This window comes from Agarivorans sp. JK6, from assembly GCF_045277145.1.
In the GTDB taxonomy this organism is placed as follows: domain Bacteria; phylum Pseudomonadota; class Gammaproteobacteria; order Enterobacterales; family Celerinatantimonadaceae; genus Agarivorans; species Agarivorans albus.
This window is the reverse complement of the sequence record NZ_CP113525.1, coordinates 928,227-941,524: the sequence shown is the minus strand read 5'-3', so window position 1 is coordinate 941,524 and position 13,298 is coordinate 928,227. Positions and strand designations below refer to the sequence as shown.

General features: G+C 45.0%; 11 protein-coding genes. 8 read left to right on the top strand and 3 right to left on the bottom strand.

Annotated features, from left to right (window positions below; genetic code table 11):
• Nucleotides 1-306 precede the first annotated feature (306 nt).
• The 4 genes from OV592_RS04420 to OV592_RS04405 all read left to right on the top strand — a co-directional run bounded on the left by OV592_RS04420 (nt 307) and on the right by OV592_RS04405 (nt 5,017).
• Nucleotides 307-1,302 carry a BMP family protein gene (locus OV592_RS04420; protein ID WP_016401424.1) on the top strand — a complete coding sequence of 332 codons (996 nt, stop codon included), beginning with the start codon at nt 307-309 and terminating at the stop codon, nt 1,300-1,302.
• Between the two features lie 64 nt (nt 1,303-1,366).
• Nucleotides 1,367-2,932, top strand: coding sequence for an ABC transporter ATP-binding protein (locus OV592_RS04415; protein ID WP_406610542.1), 1,566 nt, complete (start codon nt 1,367-1,369; stop codon nt 2,930-2,932).
• Nucleotides 2,929-4,050, top strand: coding sequence for an ABC transporter permease (locus OV592_RS04410; protein WP_016401426.1), 1,122 nt, complete (start codon nt 2,929-2,931; stop codon nt 4,048-4,050). The genes OV592_RS04415 and OV592_RS04410 overlap by 4 nt, the downstream gene beginning before the upstream one ends.
• Before the next feature lies 1 nt (nt 4,051).
• The gene (locus OV592_RS04405; RefSeq protein ID WP_406610541.1) at nt 4,052-5,017 is read left to right on the top strand and encodes an ABC transporter permease; all 966 of its coding nucleotides are present in this window, start codon (nt 4,052-4,054) and stop codon (nt 5,015-5,017) included.
• A gap of 75 nt (nt 5,018-5,092) precedes the next feature.
• Here OV592_RS04405 and prfC read toward each other — a convergent pair whose 3' ends face one another.
• A complete protein-coding gene (prfC, locus tag OV592_RS04400) occupies nt 5,093-6,682 on the bottom strand; it encodes a peptide chain release factor 3 (protein WP_016401428.1) in 1,590 nt (529 codons plus the stop codon).
• A gap of 440 nt (nt 6,683-7,122) precedes the next feature.
• Here prfC and OV592_RS04395 point away from each other — a divergent pair, with 440 nt between their 5' ends.
• Nucleotides 7,123-7,824 (top strand): PEP-CTERM sorting domain-containing protein, encoded by a 702-nt coding sequence (locus OV592_RS04395; protein ID WP_406610540.1) that lies wholly within the window; start codon nt 7,123-7,125, stop codon nt 7,822-7,824.
• Between the two features lie 49 nt (nt 7,825-7,873).
• Here OV592_RS04395 and OV592_RS04390 read toward each other — a convergent pair whose 3' ends face one another.
• A complete protein-coding gene (locus OV592_RS04390; protein ID WP_406610539.1) occupies nt 7,874-8,974 on the bottom strand; it encodes a hypothetical protein in 1,101 nt (366 codons plus the stop codon).
• Nucleotides 8,975-9,490: 516 nt separating this feature from the next.
• Between OV592_RS04390 and OV592_RS04385 the strand changes: the two genes are divergently transcribed.
• The 3 genes from OV592_RS04385 to OV592_RS04375 all read left to right on the top strand — a co-directional run bounded on the left by OV592_RS04385 (nt 9,491) and on the right by OV592_RS04375 (nt 12,733).
• Nucleotides 9,491-10,447, top strand: a complete 957-nt coding sequence (locus tag OV592_RS04385; protein WP_406610538.1) for a DUF2860 domain-containing protein — start codon at nt 9,491-9,493, stop codon at nt 10,445-10,447.
• A 118-nt stretch (nt 10,448-10,565) separates the two neighbouring features.
• Complete coding sequence (locus OV592_RS04380; RefSeq protein ID WP_406610537.1) at nt 10,566-11,207, top strand: DUF3313 family protein; 642 nt, start codon at nt 10,566-10,568, stop codon at nt 11,205-11,207.
• A gap of 191 nt (nt 11,208-11,398) precedes the next feature.
• A complete protein-coding gene (locus OV592_RS04375; protein ID WP_406610536.1) occupies nt 11,399-12,733 on the top strand; it encodes a patatin-like phospholipase family protein in 1,335 nt (444 codons plus the stop codon).
• A gap of 193 nt (nt 12,734-12,926) precedes the next feature.
• Here the strand turns inward: OV592_RS04375 and OV592_RS04370 are convergent, their stop codons facing one another.
• Entirely contained in the window at nt 12,927-13,121 is a 195-nt protein-coding gene (locus OV592_RS04370) for a hypothetical protein (protein ID WP_406610535.1), read from the bottom strand.
• Between the last annotated feature and the right edge of the window lie 177 nt (nt 13,122-13,298).

The window sequence follows — 13,298 nt, the reverse complement described above, 5'->3', positions numbered from 1 at the left end:
CTTAATCCTACTCTACCAATGGATCACTGTATATAAAGAGTGGTTACAGGGAAAATAGTTAATATTCGAAACGCGACACCGACAATATCTAGTAAGTCATGCTCGATGGTGCAACACATTCCCAATAGTAGATTACACTTAGTAAGTTTAAGTAGGTGTTTACTATCCTTGGATAAATGCACTTCATCAACAATGAATACATCGGCTGTGAGCTTCGCCATATACGCAAGTGTACTGCTTGGGCTTGTTCCAGTAACGCTGACCTAACTAGATAAAATATTTCAATAAAAAAACAGGGAGTTTGACGTGAAAACATTCACAACCAACCTTACAGCTGCAGCTTTAGCAGTTGCCTCTTTTAGTGCGTTAGCCGCTAAACCAGCCGTTGTTTATGATACTGCCGGCAAATTTGATAAATCATTCAATGAAGCTGTTTTTCGCAATGGCGTAGAAGTATTTAAAAAAGAAAAAGGCGTTGATGTACGCGAATTTGAACCACAGAATGAAGCGCAACGCGAACAAGGTTTACGCCGTTTAGCAGGTCGCGGATTCAGCCCAATTGTTGCGGTAGGCTTTAACATGGCATCAGCCGTTGAGAAAGTAGCAGCCGAATACCCTGATACTCAGTTCACCATTATCGACATGGTGATTGATAAACCCAACGTTCAATCGGTGGTATTTAAAGAACACGAAGGCTCTTTCTTAGTTGGCGCATTAGCAGCCAAGGTATCTAAAACCAATACCGTTGGTTTTGTAGGCGGTATGGATATCCCGCTTATTCGTAAATTTGCTTGTGGCTATGAGCAAGGTGCGGTTTATGCCAATGCCGACACCAAAGTACTGCAAAACATGACCGGCTCTACGCCAGCTGCTTTTGCCGATCCAGCTAAAGGCTCAGAGCTAGCTAAATCTCAGTTTTCTCAAGGTGCTGACGTTATCTATGCTGCAGCAGGCGGAACCGGTTTAGGTGTTTACCAAGCCGCTAAAGATGCAGGCAAATATGCCATTGGTGTTGATTCAAACCAAAACCACTTACAGCCAGGCACTATGTTGACCTCAATGGTTAAGAAAGTGGGCGCCGTTGCTTACAGCACTTGGGAAGAAGGCATGGACGGCACTTGGCAGCCAGGTATTAAAGCCTTAGGTCTTAAGGAAGATTCTGTTGATTGGGCGCAAGACGAGCATAATGCTTCATTAATCACTCCAGAATTGAAAGCATACGTAGACGGAATTAAAGCCGATATTATTTCTGGCAAAATTACTGTTCATGACTACATGTCGGACAACACCTGTAACTACTAAATGCTAAAAATACGCGCCAACCTCGAGTTGGCGTATTTTTACTTGCTAGAAATGGAAATCGAAATTGATTCACGCAGCTGATTTTGCCATTAAACTGGAAAAAATCGATAAGCGCTTTGGCAGCGTTCATGCCAATCGCAGTATCGACCTTGCCATTCCTAAAGGCACAATTCATGGAATTATTGGCGAAAATGGCGCCGGTAAATCCACCCTAATGAGTATTATTTACGGCTTCTATCATGCCGACTCTGGCTCTATGCAGGTACATGGCCAGCATTACCAACCACATAACTCTCAAGAAGCCATCAAGGCGGGTATTGGCATGGTGCACCAGCACTTCATGTTAGTGGATACCTTTACCGTGCTAGAAAACATCGTTCTGGGTGCAGAAGACGGCTGGAAGCTTGAAGACAGTTTAAGCGCAGCGCGTAAGAAGCTTAAACAACTAGCCAAAGACTACGGTTTAGATGTACCACTAGACGCCATAGTTGGTGAGCTAGCGGTAGGTTTGCAGCAACGTGTAGAGATCTTAAAAGCCTTATATCGTGGCGCTAAAATTCTCATTTTGGATGAACCCACTGGGGTACTCACGCCACAAGAAGCCGATCACTTGTTTACCATTTTAGGTAAGTTACGTGAGCAAGGCACCACCATCATGATTATTACCCATAAGCTTCGTGAAGTATTAGCCATTACCGACAACGTATCGGTGATGCGACAGGGAGCAATGGTTGAACATGTAGTAACAGCAGAAACCAATCAAGAGCAACTTGCAGAGCTAATGGTAGGCCGTAAGGTATTACTGCAAGTAGAGCGCGGTGAAGCGAAACCACAAGCGCCTTTAATTGAAGTAAACAAGCTTAGCTACATAGATAGTGCCGGGGTTAAACGCGTAAAAGATATCTCGTTTAATGTTCGCGCTGGAGAAATCGTGGGTATTGCCGGCGTATCAGGCAATGGTCAGTCAGAAATTCTTAGCTTATTAAGTGGCATTATCACCCCAAGCAGCGGCAGTATGACGTTAAACGGACATACCATTGACGCCGAAAGCCATTACAACCCGCGCAGCATTAGGTCCATTGGCGTAGGCCACATTCCTGAAGACCGACACAAGCAAGGTCTTATCAATAAATTTGCCGCCAAAGAAGCTTATATACTCGGGTATCACCACCTTGCGCAATACAACAAAGGGGTATTGCAAGACAAGCAAGCGATTGAACAGGGCTGTCAACAAAGCATGGAAAAGTGGGACGTTCGCCCAGCAGATACCAGCTTAAAAACCGCCAACTTCTCGGGAGGCAACCAACAAAAATTGGTGATAGCTCGCGAGATGGAACAAGACCCAGACATTCTTCTGGTTGGCCAACCTACCCGTGGCGTAGACATTGGAGCCATTGAATACATTCACCAACAAATCATCCACTCGCGTGACGCAGGTAAAGCAGTATTGCTGGTCTCGGTAGAGTTAGATGAAATTGTAAACTTAGCTGATCGAATCATTGTGGTCTTTGATGGCGCGATTGTAGGTGAAGTAAGCGCAGAACAAGCGGATGAACAAACCTTAGGATTAATGATGGCCAACATTGTGCCAGAACATATAAAAAACACCGCGCAGGGAGGTGAAATATGAGCCAAGCTCAAGTACCTGCATGGGTCAGCGTTGCCCTATTACCTGCAATCAACGTGTTTGCCGCATTTTTAGTGTCGGCCTTGCTGTTTATGTATATCGACATATCACCCATCGATGCAATTAAGGTGATGTGGACCGGCGCGTTTGGCTATGCCGAAGGCATTGGTTATACCTTGTATTACACCACTGGATTCATCTTTACCGGTTTAGCCGTGGCCATCGCCTTTCACGCTGGTTTATTTAATATTGGTGGCGAAGGTCAAGCCTATATTGGTGGCTTAGGGGTTGGTTTAGTCTGCTTAACCTTAGGCGAGTTTGCGCCTTGGTATGTGGTATTCCCTGTCGCCATTGTTGTGGGTGGTTTATTTGGTGCAGCTTGGGCGTTTATCCCTGCCTACTTGCAAGCCAAGCGTGGTTCACACATCGTAATCACCACCATCATGTTCAACTTTATTGCAGCCTCATTAATGGCCTATTTACTGGTTGATATTCTTAAACCTGAGACCACAATGGCCACCGAAAGTCGAGTTTTTGCGGCGTCTTCATGGCTACCCAAAATGCATGAAATGCTTAGCTGGGTGGGTGTGAGCATGTCTGCGAGCCCGCTCAATTTAAGCTTCATTTTCGCCTTACTGTGCTGTTTGTTGCTGTGGTTATTTATTTGGCATACGCGCTGGGGCTACGAAATACGCTCGGTAGGTTCTAACCCTAGCGCCGCCACTTATGCAGGTATTAGCTACGTTAAAATCGTGATTATTGCGATGTTGATATCAGGCATGCTGGCTGGCTTCTTTGGCCTTAACGTTTTGCAAGGTGAACTACACCAAATCAAATTAAATTTTGTTGAGGGTTTTGGCTTTACCGGTATTGCTGTAGCACTGATGGGCCGCAACCACCCTCTTGGTGTTTTGCTCGCCAGCTTACTGTTTGGTTTCCTATACCAAGGTGGCGCAGAGTTAAGTTTTGAGTACGGTGTAGACCGTAACATCGTTGTTGTTCTGCAGGGTTTGGTGATTCTATTCTCAGGCGCTTTAGAGCATATGTTTAAGCCATCGCTTGAACGTACTTACCTCAAGCTTTTTGCTAAAAAAGCAAGCCCATCAGAAGGAGTCGCTTAAGATGTTTGAAACAATTATCTTAATGTTAGACGCCACCATACGGGTTGCGACGCCGCTTATCTTCGCTTCGCTGGCCGGTATGTTCTGTGAGCGCTCGGGCATTGTGAATATTGCCTTAGAAGGCAAGTTGCTCGCTGCGGCGTTTGTTGGTGCAGCAACAGCGCATGTAACGGGCTCGGCTTGGTTAGGTTTACTAGCAGGTATTGGCATCTCGGTACTACTAGCGCTTTTACACGGCTTTGCCACCATCACTCACCGTGGTGATCATGTAGTAAGTGGTATGGCGATTAACATTTTAGCCGCTGGTTTAACGGTGACCTTAGGGCGTCACTGGTTCCACCAAGGCGGTCAAACCCCCGCCTTAAGTGGCGATGCCCGCTTCGCGCCTATTCAACTGCCGGGTGCTGAGGCAATGGCCGATGTACCGGTGATTGGTTTGTTGTATTCAGAGCTAGTTAGCGGCCACTCGGCCTTGGTGTATTTGCTAATCCTAGCCGTGCCTTTAGCCTGGTATGTAATGTTTAAAACCCGCTTTGGTTTACGTTTAAGAGCGGTGGGTGAATCACCAGCAGCGGTTGATACCGCGGGTATCTCAGTAGTGAGAATGCGTTACAGCGCGGTGATTATCTGTGGTTTACTGGTCGGTATTGGCGGCGTGTACTTGTCGGTGGCGCAAACTGCCCAGTTCATTCCGAACATGAGTGCCGGTAAAGGTTATATGGCGTTAGCCGCGTTGATTTTTGGTAAGTGGCGACCATTTACCGCATTGGCTGCATGTTTACTGTTTGGTTTCTTGGATGCCATGGCGATACGTTTACAAGGCGTCTCCATTGGCGACTTCGCGATTCCAGTGCAAGCCATTGAAGCGATACCTTACGTACTTACCGTGTTCTTACTGGCAGGCTTTATCGGTAAAGCTATCGCGCCAAAAGCGATTGGTGTTCCATATACTAAAGAGCGCGAATAGAACCTTACTACTAGCCACAAAAAAGGTCGCTTTATGCGACCTTTTTTATTGCGATTAAACTAGCTAAAAAGCGGCTTAGTGTTCGCGAGTTTGCATAAACTTAACGTCTGGGTAGCGCTCGGTGGCTAAGTTTAAGTTAACCATTGTAGGCGCTAAATAAGTTAAGTTGTCGCCGCCATCTAAAGCTAAATTATCGTGAGCTTTCTTCTTAAACTCTTCAAACTTCTTAGAATCGTCGCTAGCGCACCAACGCGCAGTGGCAAGGCTAATGCCCTCGTAAACAGCTTCTACTTTATATTCGGTGCGTAAGCGATGTACCACCACATCAAACTGCAGCACACCTACTGCGCCAACGATCAGATCGTTGTTACGCATCGGGCGGAATAACTGCACAGCACCTTCTTCAGATAATTGAATCAATCCCTTAAGCAATTGCTTTTGCTTCAAAGGATCTTTTAGTCGAATACGACGGAACATCTCAGGGGCGAAGTTAGGAATACCAGTAAACTTCATGGCTTGGCCTTGAGTAAAAGTATCGCCAATTTGAATGGTACCGTGATTGTGTAAACCGATAATGTCGCCAGCAATCGCTTTTTCAGCAGCTGCACGGTCTCCTGCCATAAAGGTTACTGCATCAGAAATACTTACATCTTTACCTAAGCGTACATGACGCATTTTCATGCCTTTATTGTATTCACCAGACACAATGCGCATAAAGGCAATACGGTCGCGGTGTTTAGGATCCATATTCGCTTGGATCTTAAATACGAAGCCAGAGAAGCTATCATCAGAAGCGGTAACTTCACCTATATCAGTAGCACGAGGTTTTGGCGCAGGTGCCCAGTTGGTTAAACCTTCTAACATATGGTCTACACCAAAGTTACCCAGCGCGGTACCAAAATACACAGGTGTTAGTTCACCGCTCAAAAACAGTTCAAGATCAAACTCGTTAGACGCACCTAATACCAGCTCAAGCTCATCACGCAAGGTTTCGGCAAGCTCGTCGCCTACGGCGGCATCTATTTCGGGGTTATCTAAGCCTTTGATGATTTGTTGGTCTTGAATGGTATGGCCTTTACCAGTTTGGTAAAGAATCACTTCATCTTTAAGAATGTGGTAAACACCTTTAAACAATTTACCGCAGCCAATTGGCCAAGTAATTGGTGCGCACATCATGTTAAGTTCGCTCTCTACCTCATCCATTACTTCCATTGGGTCGCGAATATCGCGGTCCAATTTGTTCATAAAGGTAACAATAGGCGTATCACGCAGGCGAGTTACTTCCATTAATTTACGGGTGCGATCTTCTACACCTTTCGCCGCGTCAATCACCATCAAACAGGAGTCAACTGCAGTTAGGGTACGGTAAGTATCTTCCGAGAAGTCTTCGTGTCCAGGAGTATCTAGCAGGTTAACAATACAATCGTTAAACGGGAACTGCATCACCGAGGTAGTAACCGAGATACCACGCTCTTTCTCCATTTCCATCCAGTCAGATTTAGCGTGGGTAGCGTTACCGCGACCTTTCACTGTACCGGCTTTTTGAATCGCGTTTCCGAATAACAATACTTTTTCAGTAATGGTGGTTTTACCCGCATCCGGGTGAGAGATAATTGCAAAGGTTCTTCGGCTAGCAATATCTTGCAAGAGTGAAGCGTTAGACATCGAATCAATTCTTCTAATTTGGTAACGCGAGGATGCAGCAAAGCGGCAATTTGGCCGAAACAGCACAATCACCCAGCGTTTAGTTAATCGTAATTGGCGGGTATTTTCGCCGATCTAGCTTTGATAAACAATCGGCGCTTTAGTTACTATTGGAAAACCTGAGCTTTCGATAGCGAATCGGTAAGTGTTTTGCGTGTAGCTACTCATTTAAAGGCGGGAATTGCTTAATACAACAACCCCCTCTTTGTTAAGCCAGCAAGCACTTTAGTATTAACTCCACTTATTACCTCAAAAGCAGCGATTAATTCGTCAGTATTCTTTACACCCAGTATTTATTGTTAATAAAAACAGTAAGAAAAGTGTTACTGGCCATGGACTTGCGAGTTTGGTACAGTAATTGCCTAGAGCTGGTCGAACCATTTATATCAAGGAAGATTGTTTTGAACCGCAAGCATGTATTATTCGCCGTTGTAGGCTTACTTAGCACTTTTGTTAGCCAAGCCAGTGTGATTACTTTTGATGAATTGGCCAACGGTGAAATTGTTAATGGTCAATACCAATTAAGTCATGGTGTGAGCATAGATGGAACCAATGTACGTTTAGGCCAAAACAATTTGGCCGTCGCTTTTGATACCAGCCTTATCAATACTCAAGACCCAGATTTAGAGTCGCCTTTTAGCAATATTAACCAACCCAATTTAGGTATTGCTAACCCAGGCAATGTACTCATTATTCATGAGAACCCAAACTCGTGTAATGGCCTTATTTGTAACAACCCAGATGACGAAGGGCGTCGTCCTGCAGGTTACTTCACCATTAACTTCTCAAGTTCGGTATACCTAGAAAGTATCGACTTTTTTGACATTGAGCTGGCAGAGAATGGCTACACAGCACAAAATGCCATTCACTTGTTTGATGCGCAAAACAACGAAATTTTCCCAACTGATTTCTACACTCCGCATACCGGCGGCGACAATACTTGGGACCGCTTGGATTTTGCAGTAGCCGAAGTAGCCTCAATGCGTATTCACTTAAACGGCTCTGGCGCTATCGATAACATTCGCTTCTCGGTTCCCGAACCTGGCAGCATTGCCCTATTTGCACTAGCCTGTTTTGGCTTGGTAGCAAGACGCTTTAAATAAAATCAAAAACGCCGCTTACTCTAAGCGGCGTTTTTGCCGAGCGAGTTACTTAAAATCGATAACCGATAGTCAGTCGCGCTATGTCAGCATCATTTTCATAACCTTTTTTATCAATTACTCTGGTTAAACTACCACCAACAAACCAAGTTTGAGTATTACGCCAATGTGGGTAATAGTTCACCCCAATGGTGACAACTCCTTTTGTGTCAAAAGCACTAGTGTGCTCATATTTGTCTTGGGCGAAGTAAGGTCCGGCACCGAATCGTCCTTCAAGGTGGTTTCCTAGTGGAATAAAGCGCCAAACTTGAGCGGTAATGCCGCGCCGTTCAGTCCACCCACTATCACCACCCTCGTCTAACCAACCTAGTGACACTGCGTAATTGTTTGAGAAACGATGAGCACCTTCAACGCTATAGCCCACAGTGGTTTCTGGACCACCATGATTGATTTTAGTATTTGCTAACGACACCCACACTTCATTAATAATTCCGTTCCCATCTTGCTTAACTTGATTAGTGCCATTATCAATATCAATACCAAAGCCCACTAAAAAGGAGTTACTGGTTGGCCTATCTGGAATGAGATAATTGTTCCATTGCCCCCGTAAGTGGGCACCTGTTCCGATGTAATTGATGGGATATACCAAGGCTACGGTGCTCATCATGCCCAAACGTTTTTCGTTAAGCTCCACACCTTCGGCATTTCTAGTGGTATCAAATGAAAAGTAAGGGCCACTACCAAGTTCTAATCTAGCTGTTTTAGTCAACATAGGGGTGTAAACCAGCTGGGTAGAAAAACCATCTCGATGGTGGTTGTAAGGGTGACCCTCATTAGCATGCACAAAATCTAAGCGCACATCGTCTTTCAAATACTGGCCAAAACGTACATCAAATGAACGGTGATTTTGTTTCTTATCTTCTTTATCCACACCTTCAACGTTGGTGATGCCCGAGCCCATGGTTAAAGCAAAATAGCTATTGCGAGGTTCTACTGACTGATAAGTAGATGACTTGTCTTGGGCCACAACACCTGTGCTAACTAAAGCCACTATTAAGGCTAATACTTGTAAACATTTTACGAGTTGCGCTCGTTGCCATGTTGAAAAAAGTGCTGTGCTGTTGATTGCAACCGCTGCAGTGCTGATAGTCATGAAATGGTTCCTAATTCGCTATTACCAGGCCAAACACCTAGCAACTAAATTTCGGGTAGTTTGTTATCCATGACGCTGCCGATAGCCAGCTTAGCTATCTTCTAAAATCCCTCTCCTAAATTTGCCTAACTCCCCCTTGTTTAATTAATGATTATTCTTCAGGTGATTTATTTGATTGTTTTCTTTCTTCTAAAAACCTTAATAAAGAAACAAACAACATTGAAACCACCCCAGTAAATAAAAACGCAATATAAATACTCATTACCTATCCTCTAAAAAATTCTTAAGCACCACGTCATTAACATGGGAAAAACAAATTAGAGATTAGATAGAAAACAAAATTAAAAAAATGACTTAGAGAAACCCAAATTTGGCGCTCCTCAATGACTTAAAAACCATAAGCCAAATAGCAAAGTTGAATTTCTCTAAACCGTACTAAAACCTACCCAAATAAATAAAATCATTTCCAACTTAAACAGCACACCAACTTGTGCACTTATTTGAAGAGATATAAAAATGAACAAAACTACACTATTAGCACTAGCCATTAGCTCAACGTTTTCGCTCAATGCATTTTCTGCCGAAACATCGCGCTTTAGTGGCGAGATTTTCCTACTTGGCGGCTTCAGCTCTACTAACTCAAACCTGAGCACCGAGAACAACGCTCGCCTGAACAACTTAAACGGTAGCGGCGAAACCCAAGACGAATTTATTGCTGTTCCGCTAGGTAACTTGGCCTACGACCTAGGCCAGCAGCGCAACCAACGCATTTATTTAGGTACTTCACGCGATGACTTGGCGGTGGGTGATTTGGCCTTTGAGCTTGGCTACCAGTATGACTTTGCCAACGGCACGCAAATCGACATTGCTTTTCTACCTACCGTGCTTTCTGGTGAAGTGTGGGCTAACCCTTATGACACAGATAATGCGCGCAGCGAGACTGACGTTGATGGTTACGCCTACCGCGTAAAGCTGAACCAAATCATGGGTTCTGGTTTCTCGTTAGATTTGGCTGTGGGTAAAAACGAAATTGATAACGAGCAAATTGAATACCGTAGCTTGCACCGCGATGCCGACGTTTACTTCGCCAAGGCTAGTTATGCCTTCCAAATTGGCCAAAGATCAGCACTAGTACCGGCATTTAGCTATACCCAGAATGACGCCATAGGCGCAGCAGCAAGTTACGATCGCTATGAAACCGAGTTGACCTACTACATGGTGCACAATGCACACTCGCTAGCCCTAACCGCTGGCTTTGGCAAGACTGAATACGATGCGGTTAATCCGATCTTCGATAAGACACGAAAAGATGACCACTACAAGCTGTTCGTCGCTTATGAGTACGCCAACGTTATGGGATGGGAAAACTGGAACTTCGTATCACTTTCTGGCTTGAACACCACCAGTTCAAATATCGATTTCTATGAATCAGACGAGTATGTGGTAACAGCCGGCCTTAGCTACAAATTCTAAACCTAAATAAAGAACCAGCGCCTTGTGGTTACGCTTTGGCCGGGCCTAGACCCAGACAAAACTTAGCCATGAGTGCGCGACCTCAACACTACCCAACAAATATATTAGAGAAGACTCAATGAAACTACTTAGCAACTTAACTCGCATTCCACTCGCGTTTGGCCTTGTTACCCTGCTGGCAGCCTGCAGCGCTAAGCCGGTACAAGTACAAGACTACCAAGCTGTAGCTGATACCGACGGCCTAGAGTTGGACCACAGCCATGCACCTAGTGTGGTTTACGTTCGCCCCGGTGCTGCTAGCCTAAGCGAGTACGATAACTTTATTATAGAGCCGGTAGTTGTGGTTGATGGCGAACGTTATCTGAACAAAGACAATGCTGAGAGCATTGCTAAGATGCAGCAATATTTAGCTAAGTCAGTCAGTGAGGAGCTTAGCCAAGCTGGCTATCAGGTTGGCGGTGAAGCATCCAACAATGCGCTACGTATCACCTTCAAGATTTCTGGCATCAGCGCGCCTTCGGCTGCAGCCAATGTCGCTACAGTACTTGCACCCTTCGCGCTTAGCGTGGGAGAAGTCACCATAGAGACGGTATTCCGTAACGCAACCAGCGAGCGCATTGATGCAGTAGCGATAATGCAGTCTAGAGGTTCTCGCTTCCTTAATGCGACCCCGTGGTCCACTTGGGCCGATCTAGAACAAACCTTTGATGGCTGGGCCAAATCATTTCGTCAATCTTTAGATAAAGCACATAAAGTATAAATATGTCGAATCATCATAGATTGTCCCCCAGCAGCTAAATTCTGGGGGCTTTCTTTAATACATAAACTTCATAATCAAGGCTTAAAGTAGCAATAAACTTTATTTGCTGAACACTCGCAGCTAGACCCCACCAAACGATTTGATTACACTGAATAAATAACTAAAACTCGCCATAGCCAAGGATGAACATTATGGCTCGTAGCCTGGCCTTAGCCGCTATCTCGGCCCTGTTAGTTGCCTGTAGCTCTCCACCAGAACGGAACGCCCTGCCCTTAAACAAAGCTGCGCTCAGCGGCATACTGGCTGATCCTAGTATTCGTACCTGGGGCGATGTAGAGCCTAATGCCGATGAGCTGCATGAGTATACTGAGAGCTTCGATAAACAGTTGCTAGTGGACGAGCAAGGCGAGCTTCGCGTGCAAAACATGCTAACCATCTCCGGTGGAGGTGCCAACGGAGCTTATGGCGCAGGCTTGCTAAATGGTTTGAGTGCCAGCGGTGAACGCCCTGAGTATCGCTTGGTAACCGGGATTAGCACCGGTGCTATTCTCGGTCTATACGCCTTCCTTGGGCCTGATTACGACCACAAAATCCGCCAGTTCTATACCGAATACTCTGACGATAACATCTACAGTAAGCGCAGCCTGTTTAGTCTATTTTCAAGCTCATCCTTTTTAGACACCCAACCCTTTGTTCAGCTAGTTCGTGACGAGATTAATCAAGACTTAATGGCACAGGTTGCAGCGGAGCATTTGCGTGGCCGTCGTTTCTTGGTGAAGACCACCAACTTAGACGCACAGCGTGCCGTAATTTGGGATATGGGGGCGATAGCGCAATACACCGGAGAAGAAGCAGAAACCTTATTTGAAAACGTGATTATCGCATCCGCTGCCATTCCCGGAGCTTTCGAGCCCGTGCTACTGCCAGTAATGGTTGATGGTGAAGTGTATGATGAGCTACACGTTGATGGTGGCGTAATGGCGCAGGTGTTCTTCATTCCAGAAAACTTAGATATCTCGGTTTATCGTCAGTATGAAAGTCAATATTTAGAATCACTTGGATTTGCTCCTAACCAGAACCTAGAAAGCCGGGTTTGGGTAGTAAGCAATTCTAAACTCGCCTCGGAATGGCAAGAAACTAATCCCGGTATCTTCGGCATTATGGGACGTTCGATCGCCACTATGTTACGTTTTCAAACCCAAACTAATATTTCCTTGATTGAACGTCAGGCCAAACTAACCAGTTCAGAACTCAAGCTTTCGTACATTCACCATACCATACCCGGGTTCCCAACCGACGCCCCTTTTGACAATACCTATATGCGCTGGCTTTATTGCTATGGATACAGTCAAGGCATCAACCCTCAGCATTGGGAAACTCATGCTCCAAACTATGCTGCGCTTTACGAGCAACAGATTGCAGAAGCTGAGAAGCAACAGCTAGCGACAGACATTGCTAGCTTTGATTGGGAGCAATTACAGCCTGGGCTAAGCGCAAGGATGGACCAGTGTCTTAATAGCCTTTGAGGTAAGAGACATAAGCCCTAAACAAAAAAAAGCGCTACTGCGCTTTTTTGCTTTATGGACTTTGGTTTAACCAGTAGTAATAGTTGCTAGCGAGAGAAAGCTCAGTGGGCTTGAATGGTTTTATTTGGTAGTAACAGCACTCAGCATATCGCCAGTACTTAGATAAGCATAAGCTACTCTTAGCCGTTCGAAACTAACCCGGCACAACAACTTGCTCAAAGTGCTTGGTTGTCATTGTTATTACTTCACTACTGGCGGTTTTGGCTTCAAATTTTCTTACCAGCATCATTCCCCCACCGATTCTTACGCCGGTATAGCGCACGCCACTTTTGAATGGGCAACGGCCATGTTTAAAGGCGTTGGTTTCATTTCTTTTAAATATGTTCATGGTTATTTCTCAATGATTATTTTTCTTAGATAAGCCGCAAGACTATTATTTTTCAGCCCTAAGTTAAATGCCTGCTACTAATATATAAAGCAAACCACTTAATAATTACTTACCTTTCAATTTTATTAGGCCAACCAACAAAACAACAGGAATTAGAGAAATTCTAAAATGCGACCG